The following is a 19,833-nucleotide window of genomic DNA, read 5'->3' as shown; positions in this document are numbered from 1 at the left end:
CCGGGCGGGTTACCGCGGCCTGCCTTCAAAGGGGGTCTGGGAGCCCGAGCGCAACGCGGGCGCAACGCCGGCCAAGGAAGCCGCCTCCAGCCCTTACACCGCATTGACCCAGACCACCGCTGGCGGCAGCGATCTCTTTTACCGCTATGCGAAGAAGGCCAACGGCATTCTGAACGTGAGCAACATCGTCTCAGGCAACGAGCAATTCGGCGTCAAGTTGGAAGACGAGACGCTCTCCATTGCGCTGGGCCTGCTAGCCAACGGCGCTCACAACTGGCAGCCCATCACCGATCCGAACGTCGTCAGGATCACGAATTTCGCAGCCAACATCGTGACGCAGCAGATTCCTCTTGACGATCTCTGCGATCCGTCCTGCACGTCGGCGGGAACCTGCCCGACCCAGTCCTTGAGAACCGTCAATTTCACGATCCGGGCGGTCGCCAGGGCCGATCCCAGCGTCGTCCGTACGCTGACGGTCAGCGAAAAGATTCGCGCCGACGACATCAGTGGGGAATGCCCAGCATGAAGCAAGAACCTTTCATGCATTTCGCACGGCCCCAGCGCGGTGCCGCCACGCTGGTCGTGGTCATGGTGCTTTTCCTGGTCATGGCCCTGCTGGCCGCCTATGCCAACCGCAACCTGATGTTCGAGCAGCGCATCTCCGGCAGCTATTACCGCGCCAGCATGGCTCAGGAAATGGCCGAAGCAGGCGTGGAGTGGTCCGTGGCCATGCTCAATGGCACGGGCATCGACGACAACTGCGCCGCGGTCGCCACGGGCGGTACGCGCTTTGTCGACAAATACCTCAATGTCTCGGCCGCCGATCGTGCCGTCACGAGCAAGCTCCCGACCCCTTCCAACCTCAACCTTGTCGTCGATTGCTCCTCGACCGACACGGGTCTGGTCTGCCGCTGCCCGGCACCCGCTAGCCGCACGGCCCAACCCAGCACGGCCCTCGCAGGCGCCCTGATCCCAAGCTTCGGCATCGCCTTGGGCACGGACGCCGCCACCCATTACGGCAGCTTCCTGTTGTCAGCCTATGGGTGCACCGACAGCAGCGTCGACAACTGCGTCAGTGCCAACACCGAGGCCCGCAGCCAGCGGGCGGCGGCCACGGTGCTGCAGAACACCGCCATCGCCTTCATTGCAGCGGTGCCTTCCTCGCCGGCCGCACCGTTGACGGTCAAGGGCAACCTGACGACCGCAGGCAGCGGCGGCCTGGGCCTGCACAACACCGACCCGCGCTCGGGCGGCCTGCTCGTCGTCTCCGGTGGCCTGGCGCCGACGCTGAATGACGATCGCATGGACAGCGTACCGGGTACGCCGCCGGATCAGGCGCGGGTCTTCGGCGACACCTCTCTACAGAACCTGGGTAACACCACCGAAGGCAACATCAAGTTCTTCCGCAACTTCATGGGCATGGCGCCGAGCCGATATCTCAACCACCCTGCCGCACGCGCCGTGACCTGCGCGGTCGATTGCGGCACGGCGCTCGTCGACGCCGTCAACGCCGGCAAGCGCATCCTGACTGTCAGCGGCGCCATGGCCATCAGCTCCGATGTCACCATCGGCACGGCGGCTGCACCGGTCGTGCTCGTCGTGTACGGCGACGTGGCCCTCACTGGCCCCATGCAACTGAACGGCATGCTGGTCGTCCTCGGGGACCTGACCTGGACGAACAACACCGCAGGGGCCTCGCAGGTCACGGGCATGGTGGTGGTCCAGGGTCAAATGACCGCAACGGGCCAGATGGACATCATCTACCAGCAGTCCATTGCGAACGAGCTGCGCAACCGCCTGGGCAGCTACGCCCGCGTTTCAGGTGGCTGGATCGACGGGACCTACGGAATTTGACGATGCTCAAGTCCTTGCACTCCCAAACTTCCCGCCGCGCCTCGCGCCGCCAGCGCGGCGTCACGTTGATCGAGGCCCTGGTGGCCTTGCTCGTGATGTCCTTCGGCATGCTCGCCCTCGTCGGACTGATGAGCAATCTGCGCCGGGGCGCCGACCTGGCCAAGCAACGCAGCGAGGCCATGCGCATCGCCCGCGCCGAGATGGCCACGTTGAAAACCTTCACGACGGTGACGCGGACCGCGGCGACGCCAGCCGCGACACCGGCCTATAGCGATATCAGCGCCCAGGCGGCAACGCCGCTCACGCCGGCGGACTCGAACACCACCTACAGCATTGAGCGCCTAGTCACGCAGTTGGCTGGCGCCAGGCATGTCCGCGTCAGCGTGGCCTGGACCGACCGCGCTGGCGACCCGCAGTTCGTCAACCTGGACACGGTCGTCGCCGCTGTGGATCCGCTCTTCAGTGCGGCCGTGGGCTTCACACCGCCGGCAGGGCCTGTCACGCTGCCCTCTGCCCGGCACCCCGCCATCCCGGTTGGAGCCAAGCAACTGGATGGCAAGAACAGCGCCTTCATYCCGAGCAGTTCGACCGGAGTGGCCTGGGTCTTCAATAACGTGACGGGCGTCATCACCGGCAAATGCAGCATCACGCCGGGCACGGCCGTCTCCGCGCTCACCGCCGCCGGCGTTGAATCCTGCAAGAACAACACGGTCGGCTACCTGCTCAGCGGCGTGATCCGGTTCTCCAACAGCAACCCGCCCAACCCGAGCGCCCCCGGTGGCACAGCCATCGACCTGGGGCTGGCTATCACTGGCGGCAGCTATTCATTGCCACAACTCGTCAACGGCGCGCCGGTAATGAGCGGTGGCAGCATGGTGCTGGACACGTTCACCGCCTCGGCGCCGACACCGGCGCCAGACTGCTTCGACGATGCCCCCACCACGTCGCCAAGCGCCCAGCCCTTCGTCACCTACAACTGCATCGTCTACCCCGATACCACCACCAAACTCTGGTCTGGCAAGCTTGAACTGACGGGCATCACCATCGGCACCACCGCATCCGAATACCGCGTCTGCCGCTACAGCGCCGACTACAACGGCAACGGCAGCAGGTTCACGACCGACTTGAAGGCGTTGGAGAACGAAGAGCATCCCGAGGTCTATGGCAAGGTGACGGGATCCCTGGCACGCCAGAACTTCCTGGTCATCCGCGGCGACCTTGACTGCCCGACTGCGCCAGCGGTGAATCCAAGTGCCGGCGTCTTCGCCGACTACTCGACCATCCAGCTGCAGCCTGCCCCTGGACCTTAGCCGCCGCGTTGGCGGGCCCTAGACTGCTCGCATGAATTCGCCCGCAATCACGGCGGCGCTGCTGCGAGCGCTTTCCCTGGCCGAGCAGGCCATCGGCCTGACCGACCCCAACCCCCGCGTCGGCTGCGTCATCCTGGCTCCCGACGGCCGGGAACTCGGCGCGGGCCACACCCAGCCGGCTGGCCAGGCCCATGCCGAAGTGATGGCGTTGCGCGATGCAGCCGCGCGCGGCCACGATGTGCGCGGCGCGACCGCCGTTGTCACCCTCGAGCCCTGCTCCCACCATGGCCGAACGCCTCCCTGCTGCGATGCGCTGATTGCCGCCGGCATCGCGCGCGTCGTGGCTGCGGTCAAGGACCCCAACCCACAAGTCGCCGGCCAGGGCCTCGCGCGCCTGAAGGCTGCCGGCCYGCAGGTTGAACTGGCGGACCCGGCCATCGCCGAGGCGGCCAGCGAACTCAACATCGGCTTCTTCTCGCGCATGCAGCGCGGCAGGCCCTTCGTGCGCCTGAAGTCGRCCATCTCGCTCGACGGCCACACCGCCCTGCCCGATGGCCGCAGCCAATGGATCACCGGCGAGGCCGCCCGCACCGACGGCCATGCCTGGCGCAAGCGCGCAGGCGCCGTGCTGACCGGCATCGGCACCGTGCTGGCTGACGACCCGCGCCTCGATGTGCGCCTGGTGCCGACTGCTCGTCAGCCGCTGCGCATCGTGCTGGACCCGCAAGGCCGCATGCCAGGCGGCGCCCGCATCCTGCAGCCCCCCGGTGAGGCCCGCGTCATCGGTCCCGGGCGGGCCAATCTGGCCGCGCTGCTGACCGAACTCGGCGCCCAAGGCATCAATGAACTGCATGTCGAAGCCGGTCCGACGCTTTCCGGGGCTTTCCTCGATGCCGGCCTGGTCGACGAGCTGCTGATCTACCAGGCGCCCATGCTGATCGGCGAAGGCCGCCCGCTCGCGGCGCTGAGCCCGCTGGCCGAACTCGGCGACGCGCGTCGCTGGCGCCTCATCGAAGCCACACCCATCGGCCCGGATCTGCGCCTGCGGCTGCGTCCCAAGTAACGCCCCACGCGGCACCAGCCGCTAGGGTCGCCACCTACAATCGCCGGCTATGCCCATCTCCCCCATTCCCGAGCTGGTGGCCGAGCTGGCTGCCGGCCGCATGGTCATCCTCGTCGACGAGGAAGACCGTGAGAACGAAGGCGATCTCGTGCTGGCGGCCGACCTCGTCACGCCCGAGGCCATCAACTTCATGGCCCGCTACGGCCGCGGCCTGATCTGCCTGACACTGCCCCGCGAGCATTGCGAGCGCCTGCAGCTGCCGCCGATGACGCGGCGCAACGGCACCCAGCATGGCACCGCCTTCACGGTGTCCATCGAGGCCGCCACCGGCGTCACGACCGGCATCTCCGCCGCCGACCGTGCCCGCACCGTGCAGGCGGCCGTCGCGGCGGACGCCAAGGCCAGCGACCTCGTGCAACCCGGCCACATCTTCCCGTTGCAGGCCCACGACGGCGGCGTGCTGATGCGCGCCGGCCATACCGAGGCCGGCTGCGACCTGGCGCGCATGGCCGGCCTGTCGTCCACCTCGGTGATCTGCGAGATCATGAAGGACGATGGCACCATGGCTCGCCTGCCCGACCTTGAGATTTTTGCTGCCGAGCATGGCCTGAAGATCGGCACCATCGCCGACCTCATCGAACACCGCAGCCGCCACGAGAGCCTGATCCAGCGCGTTGCCGAGCGCCGCCTGAACACGGCCCAGGGCGAGTTCGACTGCCAGGTCTTCACCGACCGCACCGGCGGCACCCACCTGGCGCTCAGCCAAGGCCAGTGGACGCCCGACACCGAAGTCCTCGTGCGCGTGCACGAACCGCTGTCGGTCATGGACCTGCTGGAAGCCGGCCCCTGCGGCCACTCCTGGGGCCTGCCCGCCGCGCTGGCCGCCGTCAAGGCCAGCCCGGGCGGCGTGGTCGTGCTGCTGAATTGCGGCGAGGACGCCGCCGGCGTGCTGGCCCGCGTGCAGGCCTGCGAGCCGGCCCCCGCCACCAAGGGCGCGATGGACCTGCGCACCTATGGCGTCGGCGCCCAGATCCTGAAGGCCCTGGGCGTACACCGCATGCGCCTGCTGGGCAGCCCGCGCCGCATGCCCAGCATGACCGGCTATGGCCTCGAAGTGACCGGCTTTACTGCGCCTCCCAACTGTTGAACCCGAAAGGCCCGCGATGCAAGATTCCGAACCAGGCCTGCCCAGCTTCGAGGGCGCTCTCGATGGCAGCGAGCTGACCATCGCCATCGTCCAGGCGCGCTTCAATGACGCCATCACCTCGACCCTGGCCAGCGCCTGCCTGGCCGAGCTGTCGGTGCTCGGCGTGCCGACCGAAGCCATCCGCCACGTCACCGTGCCGGGTGCGCTGGAAGTGCCACTGGCCCTGCAGGCCCTGGCCGAGAGCAATGACTTCGACGCGCTGATCGCCCTGGGCTGCATCATCCGCGGCGAGACCTACCACTTCGAGCTGGTGGCCAACGAGAGCGGCGCGGCCGTCACCCGCGTCGGCCTGGACCATGGCGTGCCCATCGCCAACGCCATCCTGACCGTCGAGAACGAAGCCCAGGCCTGGGCCCGCGCCGAACCCAAGGGCCGCGACGCTGCCCGCGTCGCCGTCGAAATGGCCAATCTGCTGAAAGAGATCGAGTGAACGCCTCCACCCCCAAGACCGCCACGAAGACGGCCAACAAACCTGGCGTCAAGCGCGCTCCCGCCAAGTCCGCCCGCCGCCGCTCACGCGAGGCCGCCGTGCAGGGCCTCTACCAATGGCTGCTGACTGGCGAGGACATCGGCGCCATCACCGCCCTGGGCCGTGAGCAGGAAGGCTATGCCAAGCTCGACGTGAAGCACTACGACGCGCTGCTGGCTGGCTGCGTCAACGAAGCGGCTGATCTCGACGCCATCCTATCGCGCCACGTCGACCGCAAGACCACCGAGCTCTCGCCCATTGAGCACGCGATCCTGATGATCGGCGCCTACGAGCTCAAGCACTGCGTCGACATCCCCTACCGCGTTGCTATCAACGAAGCGGTCGAGCTGGCCAAGTCCTTCGGCGGCACCGATGGGCACAAATATGTGAACGGCGTGCTGGACCGCGCGGCGGGCGACTTGCGCCCCGTCGAGGTCGCAGCCAAGCGTTGACGAAGCGCTGATGAAACTGGCCGCGCGGCTCGACCGCATCGAGCCCTTCTATGTGATGGAGCTGGCCAAGGCCGCGGCCCGGGTCGCGGCCGGGCCACTGTGCGATCCGGCGCTGGGCGGCCGGCACATGATCCGCCTCAATGTCGGCGAGCCCGATWTCGGCGCTGCGCCTGCCGTCCGTGAGGCGGTCGCCCGCGTGGCCCAGGGCCCGACGCCCTACACCGACGCCCTCGGTTTGCCCGCATTGCGCGAGGCCATCTCGCGCTGGTACGGCCAGCGCTTTGGCCTCGCCATCGCACCCGAACGCATTGCCATCACGGCCGGCGCGTCGGCCGGCCTGCAACTCGCCTGCCTCGCCCTCTTCGAGCGCGGCGACGAGGTGCTGATGCCCGACCCCTGCTACCCCTGCAACCGCCACTTCGTGACGGCTGCGGACGCCACGCCGCGGCTGCTGCCGACCGGCGCCGCGGAGCGCTTCCAGCTCGGAGCGCAGCAGGTCCGCGACGCGTGGACACCGGCGACCCGTGGCGTGCTGCTGGCCTCGCCGAGCAACCCGACCGGCACGTCCATTGCGCCCGAGGTGCTGGCCGACATCGCCGGCTTCGTGCGTGAGCGCGGTGGCGTCACGGTGGTTGACGAGATCTACCTGCCGCTCAGCTACGAGGAGCACTTCGGCCACAGCGCGCTTGCACTGGGCGAGGACATCATCTCGGTCAACAGCTTCTCCAAGTACTTCGGCATGACGGGCTGGCGCCTGGGCTGGCTGGTACTACCGCCCGCCCTCGTGCCGGCGATCGAACGGCTGGCCCAGAACCTCTACATCTGCCCATCCACGCTGTCGCAGATGGCGGCGCTGGCGGCCTTCGAGCCCGCCTCCATCGCCGAGTTCGAGCGCCGCCGTGCGGTACTGCGCGAGCGCCGCGACTACATCGTGCCCGCGCTCAACGCGCTGGGCTTGACTGTGCCGGTGCCGCCCGACGGCGCCTTCTACGCCTGGATGGACATCAGCCGCCATCACGCCGACAGCTGGACCTTCGCCCACGAACTGCTGCAAAGCGCCCAGGTCGCGTTGACACCGGGCCGCGACTTCGGCCTGACCGATCCGCAGCGTTGGATGCGCCTGTCTTTCGCCTCGTCGATGGAAGACCTCGAAGAAGCCATCGCCCGCCTGCGCCAGGTGCTGTCATGAATTTCCAATTCCCGATCCGCGTCTACTGGGAAGACACCGACGCCGGCGGCATCGTCTTCTACGCCAACTACCTGAAGTTCTTCGAGCGCGCTCGCACCGAGTGGCTGCGTGCGGCGGGCGTCGAGCAGCACCAGCTGCGCGAGGACACCGGCCTCATCTTCGTCGTCGCCGCCACCAGCCTGCGCTACGCCGCGCCGGCCAAGCTGGATGATCTGCTGACCATCACTGTCGAACCTGAGCCCGCGGGCCGCGCCAGCCTCGTGGTTCGCCAGCGCGCGCTGCGCGCTAACACGCTGCTGTGCGAAGGCGAGATCCGCATCGGCTGCGTGCGCGCCAGCGACCTGAAACCCCAACGCCTGCCCGACACCGTCGTGGCAGCGATCACCGCATGAACCAAGACCTGTCCATCGTCTCCCTGATCCTGCACGCCAGCTTCGCGGTGCAGCTCGTCATCGCGGGCCTGCTGCTCGTGTCGCTGGCGAGCTGGAGCGTCATCTTCGGCAAGCTGATCGGCCTGGGCCAGATCAAGCGCCGCAACGATGCCTTCGAGGCCGAGTTCTGGAGCGGCAAGAACCTCAACGACCTCTACCAGTCGGTAGGCAACCGTGCGGACGCCGCGCCTCTGGAGCGCATCTTCGCCTCCGGCATGCGCGAGTTCCTGAAGTTGCGTGAAAAGCGCGTGACCGATGCCGGCGCCCTGCTCGACGCAGCCCGCCGCGCGATGCGCGCGAGCTTCCATCGCGAGCTGGACGCGATGGAGCACAACCTGTCCTTCCTCGCGTCGGTCGGCTCGGTGTCGCCTTACGTGGGCCTGTTCGGCACCATCTGGGGAATCATGCACGCCTTCGTCGGCTTGTCGAATCTGACGCAGGTGACGCTGGCCACGGTCGCGCCGGGCATTGCCGAAGCGCTGGTCGCCACGGCCATCGGCTTGTTCGCCGCCATTCCCGCCGTGCTGGCCTACAACCGCTTCGCGCGCCAGATCGACCGCAGCGCAATCACGCTGGAGACCTTCATCGAGGAGTTCTCCAACATCCTGCAGCGCAATTCCACCGCCCACAGCTGATGGCCTCCATCTCCTCCCGTGGCGGCCGTCGGCGGCGCACGATGAACGAGATCAACATGGTCCCGTTCATCGACGTGATGCTGGTGCTGCTCATCATCTTCATGGTCAGCGCGCCGCTGATCACGACTGGCCTGGTGGACCTACCCAGCGTGGGCAAGAGCCGCCAGCAGCCCGAGCATGTCATCCAGATCATCGTTGGCACGGACGAGAAGCTGAAGATCAAGGTCGACCAGCTCGAGCCCGAATCGATTCCCGCGAACCGCCTGGCCGAGCGCGTCAAGAAGGCGCAGGGCAAGGATGCGACCAGCCCCGTAGTCATCTCCGCCGACAAGAACGTCAAGTACGAGGCCGTCGTGCAGGTCATGGACGCGCTGCAGCGCGCCGGCATCCAGCGCGTGGGCCTGGCTGTGAAGAGCGGCGCCTCCTCCTCCAAGTGAGATGACGAGCGCGACCTTACGCCCCCCCGAGGCTGCGGGCCTCGGCCGCGGCATGACCCTGGCGCTGATCGCCCATGGCCTGCTGATCCTCGCGCTCAGCTATGGCCTGAACTGGCACAGCGATTCATCGCCCGCCTTCGAGGCCGAGCTGTGGTCGGCGGTGCCCCAGGTGGCCGCGCCGCGCGAGGAAGCGCCGCCCGAGCCCGAACCCGAAGCGCCCAAGCCCGACACCCGCGCCCAGCAGCGAGCAGCCGAAGAGGCCGCCGCCGAGCAGCGTGAGGCCGAGATCGCCATCGCCAAGGAGAAGAAGCGCAAGGAGGAAAAGGCCCGCGACGAGGCTGCCAAGGTCGAGCGCGACAAAGCCGCCCAGGAGAAGCTGGCCAAGGACAAGCTCGCCAAAGAGAAAGCGGACAAGGAAGAGCAGGACCGCAAGAAGGCCAAGGACACCAAGGCGGCCAAGGACGCGAAAGAGGCGAAAGACACCAAGGAGGCCGATGCCCGGCGCGAAGCGCTGCGTCAGGAAAACCTGCGCCGCATCCAGGGCATGGCCGGTGGCACGCCCGGCTCCACCGGCGCCGCGGCCCAGAACTCGGCGCCGTCCGCGGGATATGCCGGCCGCATCAAGGGCAAGATCCGTCCCCTCATCATCTACCCGGACGATGGCGTCGCGAACCCGACCGCCGAGGTGCAGGTGACGCTGGGCCCCGACGGCCGCATTCTTGGCAGCAAGGTGCTCAAGGCCAGTCCCGACCCCGACTGGGATCGTGCCGTGCTGCGCGCCATCGAGAAGGCCGAGACCCTGCCGCGCGACATCGACGGCCGCGTGCCACCAGTGCTGATCCTCACCTTCCGCCCGCGCGAATAGTCCTGACGGCCCGAGGCTTCAAAGCTCCAAGGAGATCGGCCGCCCCGGCAGCACCCGGTGCAACTCGTCGGCCAATGCCTGAAGGTCCATGGGTTTGCTGAGGTAGCCATCCATACCGGCTTTCAGGCAGGCATTGCGCCGCAGATCCGTGTCGCCGGCAGTGGCGGCAATGATGGGGAAAGGCGGCAAGTTGCCGACGCGCTGCAAGGACCTCAGATGCTCGCTGGCTTCCAGCCCGTCCATGACCGGCATGTCCACGTCCATCAGCACCATGTCTGGCGGCTCGTCGCAGCAGGAGTCGAGTGCCTCGATGCCGTCGCCGGCCACCACCACTTCGTAGCCCAAAGCCTCGAGCTGGCCCCGCGCGACGATCTGGTTCACGACGTTGTCGTCCACGACGAGCACACGGCGGCTCTCCTGCACGTACAGCGGCGTGGGCGACGTCAGCCGCGACAGTGCGGTTGAAGTCCGGGTATCGACATGCGCGGTGAAGCGCTCCAGTTCCAGCGGGCTGAGCGGGAGCACCCGGATGTCGACCGAGCACTGGCGCCGAAAGCGCAGCGTGTCGGAGCCAGAGACTACGGCGAGCACCGTCCAAAGACTGGGCAAGGCCTGGGCGATCTGTTCGAGCTGGGCCAGTTCCTGGCCGCTGTTCTCCGCGACGATCATCAACATCGGTGCCGCAGCAGCGGATATCGCTGCCGCGGCCTCCTCGAGCCGCTCGAACGACACCACGTGCCAGCCCAGGTGCCGCAGCCTCGTCTCGACCGAGTCCAGCGCGCCGGGCGGAGGGCTGACCAGCCATGCCACCGAGCCGGTGGCGTTGGGTGAGTGCTCGAACACCACCTCTTCCGCGACAACTTCGCCGCTCAGTGAGATGACCAGGCCGTCAAGCCCGGCGTCGACGAACTGGACCGAGCCGGCGGTAGCCGGACAAGGCGCTTGCGCTCGCGCAACCAGCCCCTGGGCCACGTCGGTGTCCTCGGCAACCAACTGCAGGCGCTGCAGCACGCCCACGACATCGGATGGGCAATTCGCGCCAGTGCCAGCGGCGTGGATGACGATGCTGCTTCGGCCGAAGACCGGCGGCTCGACCTCCGCGGTGAACATGACGAAACCCGACTCAAAGCAGTCGCGATGCCCAGCAATATCCGGTGGATGCCGGCACGCAGGTAGGGCCCAGGATCGTGAAGCTCGAGGCGGGGCCCGTGATAGTCGAAGTAGGTGACAAGCCCCTTCTTTCTGGCGTGGGGCAGCACGTCGCGCGCGCTCTGGGTGAACAGCTCTGAAAACTCCATCGGCGGACTCTTGCTAACTGTCCGCGAGACTAGGGCAAACCCAGCTGCCAGATGGTTTCCAATTGTGGCCGCTGCTTACACACGGATGCCTTGTGTCAATGCGCGCGGCCAGCCGCCGGGTTCAGCACCATGCGATCGACGGACCAGCGCCCCGCGCCCCACAGCGCGATGGCCAGGGCCAGCATGCCCCACAGGATGTGCTGTGCCTCACCGGCGGCCGACAGGTCCTCCGCCGGCAGTGAAAGCGCCGCCATCAGGTTGACGACAAAGAGGCTCACACCGGCGAAGCGGCCCGCCAGGCCGAGCACCAGCAGCACTGGGATCACCAGCTCGCCCGCGGTGCCCATGTAGGCCGCAAGCGCCGGCGGCAGCAGCGGCACCTGGTAGTAGTCGTTGAACAAGGCCAGCGTGGACGACCAGTCGCGCAGCTTGACCAGGCCCGACATGAAGAAGACCTTGGCCACGTAGAGCCGCGCCGCCAGCAGCGCCAGCGACTGCAGATGGCTGACCAGCGTGTCCAACGGCGCGGGCAGCCGGGTGGGTTGCAGGCCCGGGTCGGTGACGGCGCGCAGCGCGTTGGAGATCAGAGCTTTCATGGTGTGGTGGTCCGGTTCGGTGTTGTGGCCCTGACTCCCTGCAGCCAGGCGTTGTGCAACGCGGCTTGCAGCCAGGCGGCGAAGTCGAAGTCGGTTTCACCGCCAGAACCTTTCACTGTGGCCGCCTCCAATGCCTCGGCAAGATTCACCGCGTCGATCAGGGCCCGCATGAAGACCGCATCGGCGGCCGACACGGGTTGCCACTTCCCGCGCCAACCGGCTCGCCAGACCACCACCGGGCCGTCGGACCGCGCCAGCACCGCCAGGCCTGGCCGCAATTGCAGCCAGAGCTTGTCGGGCGATGTGGTGCCGAGCAGGGCCAGCGAGTCGGCGTCCAACGACGCGTCCTGCGCGCGTTCGGCCCGGTGCAGTGCCCAGTCCAGGCGAGCGAGATCGGGCAAGCCCGAAGCCTCGCCGGCGCGCTCCAGCAGAAAGCCTTCGAGCGCCCCACCCCACTGCCCCAGGTCACCGCTCTCGGGCGGGTGGGCGCGCCAGAAGGTCCAGGCCAGCGACGCGAATTCGTCCTCGCCGAGTTCCTCGCGCAAGCGCACAAAGGGCACGGCCAGGGCTTGGGCCGACAGCGCCCGCAGGTTGTTGCGATAGGCCGCCATGCCGCGCTCGCCGCCGGTCAGGCCGGGCGGCGCCTCGCCGCGCCCCAGCAGCGCATCGACAAAGGCCTGCTGAGCGAGCTTCATGGGTGCAGCGCCCTCGCCCGCTGGCCTTCAGCCAGCAGCACCGCCAGATCGGGCACAGCGGTGTCCCACTCGATCAGCGTCGGCAGCGTGCCGAGCCGCTGCAGCGTGTGTTCGTAGACACGCCAGACCTCGTCACGCACGCGGCTGCCATGGTCATCGATGACGAGACCGTCCTCCTGCTCGCAGTGGCCGGCCAGATGGATCTCGCCGACGCTGCCGGGGCGGATCGCGTCAACCCAGCGCATGGCTTCACGTGCCGCGTCGTCCGGCGCCAGGCCGGCGTTGCGCGCATTGACGAACAGGTTGTTGACGTCCAGCAGCAGGCCGCAGCCGCTGCGCCGGGTCAGCTCGTTGAAGAACTCCGGCTCCGCCAGTGTGTCACCGGCCCAGCCAACGTAGGCGCTGATGTTCTCCACCAGCATGGGCCGGCCCAGGCGCTCCTGGACCTGCTGGACATGGGTCGCCATCAGCGCGAGGGATTCGTCRGTGAAGGGGATGGGCAGCAGGTCTGCCGCATGCAGGCCCGTGCCCACGCGGGCAAAGCAGGCGTGGTCGGACACCCACCGCGGCTGCACGCGCCGCGCAAGGCGAGCGAGCCGCTCCAGGTGAGCATCGTCCAGCCCCGCCGCCGAGCCCAGTGCCAGGCCCACGCCGTGCAGGCTGACGTCATAGGCCGCGCGGCCCGCCTCCAGCACGGCCAGCGTGATGCCGCCGTCGGCAAAGAAGTTCTCTGAATGGACCTCGATGAAGCCGAGCGCGGGGCGCTCGGCCAGCAAGGTCTCGTAATGCGGCTGGCGCCAGCCGATGCCCACGCAGGGCAAGGGCGGCGCCGAGGTCATGGCGGTCAAGCCCTCACTTCTTCGCGGGCGCCTTGGTCGAGCCGCCTTCCTTCTCGCACGTGCCCTTGGCGACGTACTTCCATTCGTTGGCGTCCTTGTCGGCCTTGGACTGGCCGGCGCAGGAGTGGCTGCCATTGGCGGTGGCGCAGTCGTTCTGGCCGGCCTTGGCGATGCCGTAGCACTTTTCCTTGGCGGCATCGGCGGCCTGGGCCTGGGCAACCATGCCCAGGGACAGGGCGGCGGCAAGGGCGGAGGACACGAGGGCTTGGTTCTTCATGAGACAGGTCTCCAAAAGGTTGGGGGGTAAAAGGCGGCCGATCATCCGGCGGCAAGAACGAAGTCGCAAGACGCTGCCAAGTCCTTACACTGCCGCCGCCATGACCGCTCCAACCGCCTCAGCGGACTACTGCCGCCAGATCGAAGCCCTGCGCCCGCCGCTGCTGAAGTACGCGCGCCTGCAGCTGCGCAACCCCGCCTGGGCCGAGGATGCCGTCTCTGAAACCCTGCTCGCGGCGCTGGAGAAGCCCCAGGCCTTCGCGGGCAACAGCCAGCTCAAGACCTGGCTGGTCGGCATCCTCAAGCACAAGCTCGTCGACCAGATCCGCAAGAACAGCCGCGAGCTGTCCACCACCTGCAGCAGCGAAGACGGCGAGGACCTTGACGATCTGCTGTTCGCCAGCGACGGCCACTGGCGCGAGACCCAGCACGACTGGGGCAACCCCGAGGATTCGCTGCGCCAGGTCGACTTCATGAGGGTGCTGGAGGCCTGCGTCGAGAAGCTGCCCGGCCAGCAGGGCCGCCTCTTCATGATGCGGGAGTGGCTGGAGCTGGAATCGGACGAGATCTGTAAGGAACTGGCGATCACGCCGACCAACTTGTGGGTCATGCTGCACCGGGCCCGGCTGAGGCTGCGGGACTGCCTGCAGGCCGGCTGGTTCGGCGGCGCGACCGCTGGAGGGGCGACTTGATCAAGCTGAAGATCACCTGCCGGGAGGCCACGCAGATCACGCTCAAGGCGGAAGATCGCAGCATGCCGCTGACCGAGCGCCTGTCGCTGCGCCTGCACCACCGCATCTGCACCAATTGCCGGCGCTTTTACCGCCAGGTCGAGCTGATGCGCCAGGCCAGCGCGCGCTGGCGGCACTACACCGAGGACTGATCAGGCCACCGGTGCGCCCTCGTCGGGCAGGGCCGATGCCAGCGCTTCGTCGCCCTCCAGCGCAATCGCAATCGCCAGCTTGATGGCATCGATCTGAGCCGCCAGGCCCATGCTGGGCACCGTCGGCTGGGTGCGAGCCGCCTGCTCGGGCAGGGCCGGCACATGGATGAAGCCGCTCTTCACGCCAAGGCCAACGAGCCGGTGCTGGAGTTCGAAAAACACCTGGTTGCAGACAAAGGCACCCGCCGTCAACGACAGCCCCACCGGATGGCCGGCCGCGCGCAGCCCGTTGCGAATGGCCTTGACGGGCAGCGTCGAGAAATAGGCCGGTGGCGCGTCCGCCCGCACCGGCACATCCTGCGGGCGCTCGCCGGCGTTGTCGGCGATGCGCGCGTCGATGAGATTGACGGCCAAGCGTTCGATGGAAATCTCTGCCCGGCCGCTCGCAAGGCCCAGTGCGATGACGAGCCCGGGCTTGTGCACGGACAGCGCTTCAGCCAAGACTCTGGGAGCGCCGCCAAAGGTCGTCGGCAGGCAACGCGCCTGCACCGTCGCTCCGGCAATGATCTGGCCATGCAGCGATCGGGCCACTTCCCAGGACGGATTGATGGCCTCGCCGCCAAAGGGCTCGAAACCGGTGAGCAGGATGTTCATGGCCCCAATTGTGTCGTTTCATGTCGAAGCCGGGCGAGCCCGCGGCCCGTCGGTCTGCGGCGTCAGCATGGCGTTTTTCGGGGCCAGCGCGAGCGCCGCAGCCCTCCATAATCATCGGCACACCTGCTGCCCAGCCCATGACCGACCCGTCCCAGCCCCTGCCCTGGCCCCATGGCGATGCCGACTCACCCACTGCGGCAGGCCCGGCCTCCGGTTTTCTCTGGCCCAGCCCGCCCTATGCCGCCTACCCCCAGCCGCAGGTGCAGCGTGGGTCCGAGGCCTGCGAGATCCTGGGGCTGAACAACAGCCGCAGCATGGGCCAGCTGTTGCAACTCGATGCCAGCGACCGCATCGTGCAGATCAATGTGCCGCCAGCGCGCAACAGCATGCCGCTGAAGTTCAGCCAGTTCCGTGCCGTCAAGCTGCTGCGCACGCTGGAGGTGCCGCCGCGCGATGCCGGCGACCTGAATTCCCCGCTCAGCGTCGACCAGCGCCCGCGCACCGAGTTCCGCGTCGTCTTCACTGGCGGCGATGAGCTCAAGGGCGTGACCATCGGCCATCATCACGACAGCCTGGGCCTGTTCCTTTTCCCGCCGCTGGCCGATGACGACGACTCCGTGCGCCGCGTCTTCGTGCCCCGCGAGGTGCTGGCGAATTTCCAGATCGGTGAGCGCCTGGGCGACCTGCTGCTGAAGGACAAACTCGTCACGCCCGAACAGCTCAACGCCGCCGCTGTCGAGCAGAACGACCTGCGCCAGCGCCGCGTCGGCGACATCCTCGTCAACCAGCAGATCGTCACCGCCGAGCAACTGCTGCAGGCCATCGAGCAGCAGGCCAAGATGCCGATGGTGCGCATCGGCGAGGCGCTGCTGGCGCTGGAGCTGGTCACGCCCGAGCAGCTCGAGGTAGCGCTGGTTCAGCAGCGTGATGACCGCTCCGTGCCGCTGGGCGAGCTGCTGGTGCGCAAGGGCGTCATCAGCCGCGCGCAGCTGCAGTCGGCGCTGGCGCGCAAGATGGGTTATCCGGTCGTCGATGTCGAGAACTTCGCCATCGAGCCCGACGCCGTGCGCAAGCTGCCGCACGCGGTGGCCAAGCGCCTGGAAGTGCTGCCCCTGCTGCTGCGCGACGGCCGCCTCGTCGTGGCCATGGAAGACCCGACGCGGCGTGACGCCATCGAAGAGGTCGAATTCATAACCCAGCTCAAGGTCGTGCCGACGCTGACCAAGCTCGGCACCCTGCAGTTCGCCATTCCGCTGGCTTTCGACCGCTATGGCGGCGAGGCGCTGCCGCGCGGCAGCGCCGTCGATCCCCTGCCCGACTTCCAGCCCGACTTCACGCTGGACAACTCCAACAAGCTCATCGAGAGCCTGGAGCGCGACAGCAGCGAGCGCAGCGCCAGGGAAGAGGAGTCGCCCATCGAGCAGAGCGACAACTCGCTCGTGCGCCTGATCAACTCGATGATCATCGAGGCCCACAACCAGGGCGTGTCCGACATCCACATCGAGACCTACCCGGGCAAGGAAAAGCTCAAGATCCGTTTCCGCCGCGACGGCGTGCTGCAGCCCTATCTGGAGCTGCCCCCCACCTACCGCAACGCGATGATCGCGCGCATCAAGATCATGTGCGACCTCGACATCTCCGAGCGCCGCAAACCCCAGGACGGCAAGATCAACTTCGCCAAGTACTCGCCCCAGCACCGGCTGGAGCTGCGCGTGGCGACCATCCCGACCAACAACGGCCTGGAAGACGTCGTCATGCGCCTGCTGGCCAGCAGCAGGCCCATGCCGCTGGACCGCATCGGCCTGTCGCCCGCCAACCTCGCCGCTCTGCAGACCGCCGTCGCCCGCCCATATGGCTTGGTGCTCTGCGTCGGCCCGACCGGCTCCGGCAAGACGACGACGCTGCAYTCGGCGCTCAGCCACATCAACACSGCCGAGCGCAAGATCTGGACCGCCGAGGACCCSRTMGAAATCACCCAGSCCGGSYTGCGYCAGGTSCAGGTSAACSCSAAGATCGACTGGACCTTCGCSAAGGCSCTGCGCGCCTTCCTGCGCGCCGACCCCGACGTCATCATGGTCGGTGAGATCCGTGACCAGGAAACCGCCGAGATCGCCGTCGAGGCCTCGCTGACCGGCCACTTGGTGCTCTCCACGCTGCACACCAACAGCGCGCCCGAGACCATCACGCGGCTGCTGGACATGGGCATGGACCCCTTCAACTTCGCCGACTCGCTCTTGGCCGTGCTGGCTCAGCGRCTGGTGCGGCGCAGCTGCACCGCCTGCCGCACCAGCGAGCCCATGCTTGAGGCCGAGCTGCAGGAACTGCTGGACGACTATCTGCACGTCTTCCCGGCCGAGGGACGGCCCAGCAAGCTCGCGCTGATGTCGGAATGGATCAAGTCCTACGGCCAGGGCGGCCGGCTGATGAAGCACCACAGCCCCGGCTGCACGGCCTGTGGCGGCAGTGGTTACAAGGGGCGCGCCGGCCTGCATGAGCTGCTGACTGTGTCCAAAGACATACGGCGCATGATCCAGACCGGGGCCCGCGCCGAGGAACTACATCACGGCGGCCTCGCCGAAGGCATGCGCTCGCTGCGCCAGGACGGCATCATCAAGGTCTTGCAGGGCATCACGACCCTCGCCGAGGTTCACGCGACCAGCAACGCATGAGCTTTCTCAACACAGCCACAGAGGCACGGAGACACAGAGCAATGAAAGTTTGGGCTGTTTCTCCGTGCCTCCGTGCCTCTGTGGCTGTGTTCCATTCCTGACTCCCATGGCCGAAACAACCGATACCGCAGCAGCAGCACCCCGCCCCAAACTGCGTCTCGGTGACGTCCTCGTCGAGCAGCAGCTGATCTCGGCCGAGCAGCTCGGCCAGGCGCTGGAGCTGCAGCGCGCCACCGGCAAGAAGCTGGGCCGCATCCTCATCGAGGCCAACCTCATCACCGAGGAGGCCCTGGCCCATGTGCTGGCCCGCCAGCTGCGCGCGCCCTTCGTCAACCTCAAGACCTTCCCGCTCAAGACCGACCTGGTGCGCCTGCTGCCCGAGACGCCGGCGCGGCGCTTTCGCGCGCTGGTGCTGGAGGAGCGTGGCGACACCCTGCTGGTCGCCATGGCCGACCCGCTGGACCTGTTCGGCTTCGACGAGCTGGCCAAGATCCTGAAGCGCCGCCTGGCCATGGCCGTGGTGGCCGAAAGCCAGTTGCCCGCCGTCTTCGACAAGCATTACCGCCGCAGCGACGAGATCTCCGGCCTGGCCAAGGCGCTGGAGAAGGACATCGGCGACGCCGTGGACTTCGGCGCCCTGCAGGCCAGCGTCGGCCAGGAAGGCGCACCGGTCGTGCGCCTGCTGCAGTCGGTGTTCGAGGACGCGACGCGCGCCGGTGCCTCCGACGTGCACATCGAGCCCCAGGAAGGCGAGCTGTTGATCCGTAACCGCGTCGACGGCCTGATGCAGACGCTCACGCAAGCCGACAAGCGCATCGCACCTGCGCTGGCGCAGCGCCTGAAGCTGATGGCGGGCCTGGACATCTCCGAAAAGCGCCTGCCGCAGGACGGCCGCTTCACGCTGCGCCTCTCCGACCGCACGCTGGACGTGCGCCTGTCCACCATGCCCAGCCAGTACGGCGAATCCGTCGTCATGCGCCTGCTCGGCCAGGGCTCGGCCCTGCGCCGGCTGGATGCCATTGGCATGCCCGACGACATGCTCAAGCGTTTTCGCGAGCTGCTCGGGCGCGACTCCGGCATGTTGCTCGTCACCGGCCCGACCGGTTCCGGCAAGACCTCGACGCTGTATGCCGCGCTCGCCGAGCTGGACTCGGAGAAGCTCAAGATCATCACGGCCGAAGATCCCATCGAATACCGTCTGCCGGGGCTGACCCAGGTGCAGGTCAACGACAAGATCGAGCTCGATTTCGCCAAGGTGCTGCGCGCCGCGCTGCGCCAGGACCCCGACGTGATCCTGGTGGGCGAAATGCGCGATGCCGAGACGGCCGAGATCGGCCTGCGCGCCGCCATCACCGGCCATTTGCTGCTGTCCACGCTGCACACCAAGGACACCGTCTCCACGCCTTTTCGCCTGCTCGACATGGGCGCGCCGCCCTTCATGGTGGCCACCTCCCTGCAGGCCGTGCTGGCCCAGCGCCTGCTGCGCGGCGTCTGCAAGCACTGCGCCGAACCGCACCTGGCCACGCCGCAGGAGCAGGCCTGGATCAACGAGGTGCTGGCCATGAATGGCGAGGCGCCGGGCCTCGTGAAGAGCGTGGCGGGCCGCGGCTGTGCGGAGTGCAACGGCACCGGCTACCAGGGCCGGCGCGGCATCTACGAGATGCTGGAGATGGACCCCGACATGGCTCTGGCCATCCAGAACAGCGACGCCGGCGCCTTCCTGACGGCCGCCCGCAAGTCGCTGCGCGGCAAGACCCTGGCCGACCGCAGCCTGGCGATGGTGCGCGAAAGCAAGACCTCACTGGCCGAGGCGGTGCGCATCAGCGTAGATGCTGAATGACAGAGTTGAAGCCCCTCGCCCAGCCTCGCGCCGCTGAACGCGGGCGAGTCCAGTCGGTCCCCCGCGGGGACGGCGATGCTTGCGGCGTTGAGCCGCAAGCACATCGCCCGCGATCCGGCTCGGGGCGGCCCAGCGCTCGGCTCGCGGCTCGAACGCACAGAAGGCAACCCG

General features: G+C 67.8%; 22 protein-coding genes. 16 read left to right on the top strand and 6 right to left on the bottom strand.

Going from position 1 to position 19,833, the window contains the following annotated elements; all coding sequences use genetic code 11:
- From ACXJKJ_RS23135 to tolA, 12 genes are all read left to right on the top strand, one after another.
- Positions 1-526 (top strand): hypothetical protein (locus ACXJKJ_RS23135; protein WP_457392797.1); only part of this gene is annotated, 526 nt, incomplete at its 5' end.
- Entirely contained in the window at positions 523-1,854 is a 1,332-nt protein-coding gene (locus ACXJKJ_RS23130; RefSeq protein ID WP_457392794.1) for a PilX N-terminal domain-containing pilus assembly protein, read from the top strand. The genes ACXJKJ_RS23135 and ACXJKJ_RS23130, both read left to right, overlap by 4 nt.
- Positions 1,855-1,856: 2 nt before the next feature.
- Positions 1,857-3,164 carry a type IV pilus modification PilV family protein gene (locus ACXJKJ_RS23125; protein WP_457392791.1) on the top strand — a complete coding sequence of 436 codons (1,308 nt, stop codon included), beginning with the start codon at positions 1,857-1,859 and terminating at the stop codon, positions 3,162-3,164.
- 31 nt (positions 3,165-3,195) lie between these two features.
- Positions 3,196-4,227, top strand: a complete 1,032-nt coding sequence (gene ribD, locus ACXJKJ_RS23120; RefSeq protein WP_457392788.1) for a bifunctional diaminohydroxyphosphoribosylaminopyrimidine deaminase/5-amino-6-(5-phosphoribosylamino)uracil reductase RibD — start codon at positions 3,196-3,198, stop codon at positions 4,225-4,227.
- Positions 4,228-4,276: 49 nt separating this feature from the next.
- A complete protein-coding gene (gene ribBA / locus ACXJKJ_RS23115) occupies positions 4,277-5,374 on the top strand; it encodes a bifunctional 3,4-dihydroxy-2-butanone-4-phosphate synthase/GTP cyclohydrolase II (protein WP_056202317.1) in 1,098 nt (365 codons plus the stop codon).
- Positions 5,375-5,390: 16 nt separating this feature from the next.
- The gene (ribH, locus tag ACXJKJ_RS23110; protein ID WP_457392786.1) at positions 5,391-5,864 is read left to right on the top strand and encodes a 6,7-dimethyl-8-ribityllumazine synthase; all 474 of its coding nucleotides are present in this window, start codon (positions 5,391-5,393) and stop codon (positions 5,862-5,864) included.
- Positions 5,861-6,355: a transcription antitermination factor NusB gene (nusB, locus tag ACXJKJ_RS23105; RefSeq protein ID WP_056202311.1), complete on the top strand. Its 495-nt coding sequence runs from the start codon at positions 5,861-5,863 to the stop codon at positions 6,353-6,355. The genes ribH and nusB overlap by 4 nt, the downstream gene beginning before the upstream one ends.
- A gap of 10 nt (positions 6,356-6,365) precedes the next feature.
- The gene (locus tag ACXJKJ_RS23100; protein WP_457392784.1) at positions 6,366-7,544 is read left to right on the top strand and encodes a pyridoxal phosphate-dependent aminotransferase; all 1,179 of its coding nucleotides are present in this window, start codon (positions 6,366-6,368) and stop codon (positions 7,542-7,544) included.
- Positions 7,541-7,936 carry a tol-pal system-associated acyl-CoA thioesterase gene (gene ybgC, locus ACXJKJ_RS23095; RefSeq protein ID WP_457352683.1) on the top strand — a complete coding sequence of 132 codons (396 nt, stop codon included), beginning with the start codon at positions 7,541-7,543 and terminating at the stop codon, positions 7,934-7,936. The genes ACXJKJ_RS23100 and ybgC overlap by 4 nt, the downstream gene beginning before the upstream one ends.
- Entirely contained in the window at positions 7,933-8,610 is a 678-nt protein-coding gene (tolQ, locus tag ACXJKJ_RS23090) for a protein TolQ (RefSeq protein WP_056202298.1), read from the top strand. The genes ybgC and tolQ overlap by 4 nt, the downstream gene beginning before the upstream one ends.
- Positions 8,610-9,047 carry a protein TolR gene (gene tolR, locus ACXJKJ_RS23085; protein WP_457352685.1) on the top strand — a complete coding sequence of 146 codons (438 nt, stop codon included), beginning with the start codon at positions 8,610-8,612 and terminating at the stop codon, positions 9,045-9,047. The genes tolQ and tolR overlap by 1 nt, the downstream gene beginning before the upstream one ends.
- 1 nt (position 9,048) lies before the next feature.
- On the top strand, positions 9,049-9,912 hold the full coding sequence (tolA, locus tag ACXJKJ_RS23080; protein ID WP_457352687.1) for a cell envelope integrity protein TolA: 864 nt from the start codon (positions 9,049-9,051) through the stop codon (positions 9,910-9,912).
- Between the two features lie 18 nt (positions 9,913-9,930).
- Here tolA and ACXJKJ_RS23075 read toward each other — a convergent pair whose 3' ends face one another.
- The 5 genes from ACXJKJ_RS23075 to ACXJKJ_RS23055 form a co-directional block, all read right to left on the bottom strand.
- Complete coding sequence (locus ACXJKJ_RS23075; protein WP_457392782.1) at positions 9,931-10,923, bottom strand: response regulator; 993 nt, start codon at positions 10,921-10,923, stop codon at positions 9,931-9,933.
- Between the two features lie 382 nt (positions 10,924-11,305).
- Positions 11,306-11,806 carry a DoxX family protein gene (locus tag ACXJKJ_RS23070; protein WP_457392780.1) on the bottom strand — a complete coding sequence of 167 codons (501 nt, stop codon included), beginning with the start codon at positions 11,804-11,806 and terminating at the stop codon, positions 11,306-11,308.
- On the bottom strand, positions 11,803-12,501 hold the full coding sequence (locus tag ACXJKJ_RS23065) for an HvfC/BufC family peptide modification chaperone (RefSeq protein WP_457392778.1): 699 nt from the start codon (positions 12,499-12,501) through the stop codon (positions 11,803-11,805). Before ACXJKJ_RS23065 ends, ACXJKJ_RS23070 begins: the two co-directional genes overlap by 4 nt.
- Positions 12,498-13,340: an MNIO family bufferin maturase gene (gene bufB / locus ACXJKJ_RS23060; RefSeq protein ID WP_457392799.1), complete on the bottom strand. Its 843-nt coding sequence runs from the start codon at positions 13,338-13,340 to the stop codon at positions 12,498-12,500. Before bufB ends, ACXJKJ_RS23065 begins: the two co-directional genes overlap by 4 nt.
- Positions 13,341-13,353: 13 nt before the next feature.
- Positions 13,354-13,617, bottom strand: coding sequence for a BufA1 family periplasmic bufferin-type metallophore (locus ACXJKJ_RS23055; protein WP_056202282.1), 264 nt, complete (start codon positions 13,615-13,617; stop codon positions 13,354-13,356).
- A gap of 100 nt (positions 13,618-13,717) precedes the next feature.
- Here ACXJKJ_RS23055 and ACXJKJ_RS23050 point away from each other — a divergent pair, with 100 nt between their 5' ends.
- Positions 13,718-14,308 (top strand): sigma-70 family RNA polymerase sigma factor, encoded by a 591-nt coding sequence (locus tag ACXJKJ_RS23050; RefSeq protein WP_057301160.1) that lies wholly within the window; start codon positions 13,718-13,720, stop codon positions 14,306-14,308.
- Positions 14,305-14,499 (top strand): anti-sigma factor family protein, encoded by a 195-nt coding sequence (locus ACXJKJ_RS23045; RefSeq protein ID WP_082532926.1) that lies wholly within the window; start codon positions 14,305-14,307, stop codon positions 14,497-14,499. Before ACXJKJ_RS23050 ends, ACXJKJ_RS23045 begins: the two co-directional genes overlap by 4 nt.
- On the opposite strand, the gene pcp is transcribed toward ACXJKJ_RS23045, so the two are convergent.
- Positions 14,500-15,153 carry a pyroglutamyl-peptidase I gene (pcp, locus tag ACXJKJ_RS23040; protein ID WP_056202277.1) on the bottom strand — a complete coding sequence of 218 codons (654 nt, stop codon included), beginning with the start codon at positions 15,151-15,153 and terminating at the stop codon, positions 14,500-14,502.
- A gap of 137 nt (positions 15,154-15,290) precedes the next feature.
- On the opposite strand from pcp, the gene ACXJKJ_RS23035 reads away from it, so the two are divergent.
- Both ACXJKJ_RS23035 and ACXJKJ_RS23030 read left to right on the top strand, forming a co-directional pair.
- A complete protein-coding gene (locus ACXJKJ_RS23035; RefSeq protein WP_457392776.1) occupies positions 15,291-17,822 on the top strand; it encodes an ATPase, T2SS/T4P/T4SS family in 2,532 nt (843 codons plus the stop codon).
- Positions 17,823-17,928: 106 nt separating this feature from the next.
- Positions 17,929-19,662: a GspE/PulE family protein gene (locus ACXJKJ_RS23030; RefSeq protein WP_457392773.1), complete on the top strand. Its 1,734-nt coding sequence runs from the start codon at positions 17,929-17,931 to the stop codon at positions 19,660-19,662.
- The last annotated feature ends 171 nt before the right edge of the window (positions 19,663-19,833 follow it).

The organism is Roseateles sp. P5_E1, assembly GCF_054049335.1.
This window is presented reverse-complemented; position numbering and strand designations above follow the sequence as displayed.

Excerpts from the sequence above, each read along its gene's own strand:
- ACXJKJ_RS23030 (WP_457392773.1), top strand. The coding sequence starts at position 17,929 with ATGGCCGAAACAACCGATACCGCAGCAGCAGCACCCCGCCCCAAACTG.
- tolR (WP_457352685.1), top strand. The coding sequence starts at position 8,610 with ATGGCCTCCATCTCCTCCCGTGGCGGCCGTCGGCGGCGCACGATGAAC.
- tolA (WP_457352687.1), top strand. The coding sequence starts at position 9,049 with ATGACGAGCGCGACCTTACGCCCCCCCGAGGCTGCGGGCCTCGGCCGC.
- ribBA (WP_056202317.1), top strand. The coding sequence starts at position 4,277 with ATGCCCATCTCCCCCATTCCCGAGCTGGTGGCCGAGCTGGCTGCCGGC.
- ribH (WP_457392786.1), top strand. The coding sequence starts at position 5,391 with ATGCAAGATTCCGAACCAGGCCTGCCCAGCTTCGAGGGCGCTCTCGAT.
- ybgC (WP_457352683.1), top strand. The coding sequence starts at position 7,541 with ATGAATTTCCAATTCCCGATCCGCGTCTACTGGGAAGACACCGACGCC.
- ACXJKJ_RS23065 (WP_457392778.1), bottom strand. The coding sequence starts at position 12,501 with ATGAAGCTCGCTCAGCAGGCCTTTGTCGATGCGCTGCTGGGGCGCGGC.
- ACXJKJ_RS23050 (WP_057301160.1), top strand. The coding sequence starts at position 13,718 with ATGACCGCTCCAACCGCCTCAGCGGACTACTGCCGCCAGATCGAAGCC.
- ACXJKJ_RS23070 (WP_457392780.1), bottom strand. The coding sequence starts at position 11,806 with ATGAAAGCTCTGATCTCCAACGCGCTGCGCGCCGTCACCGACCCGGGC.
- ACXJKJ_RS23130 (WP_457392794.1), top strand. The coding sequence starts at position 523 with ATGAAGCAAGAACCTTTCATGCATTTCGCACGGCCCCAGCGCGGTGCC.
- pcp (WP_056202277.1), bottom strand. The coding sequence starts at position 15,153 with ATGAACATCCTGCTCACCGGTTTCGAGCCCTTTGGCGGCGAGGCCATC.
- ACXJKJ_RS23055 (WP_056202282.1), bottom strand. The coding sequence starts at position 13,617 with ATGAAGAACCAAGCCCTCGTGTCCTCCGCCCTTGCCGCCGCCCTGTCC.
- tolQ (WP_056202298.1), top strand. The coding sequence starts at position 7,933 with ATGAACCAAGACCTGTCCATCGTCTCCCTGATCCTGCACGCCAGCTTC.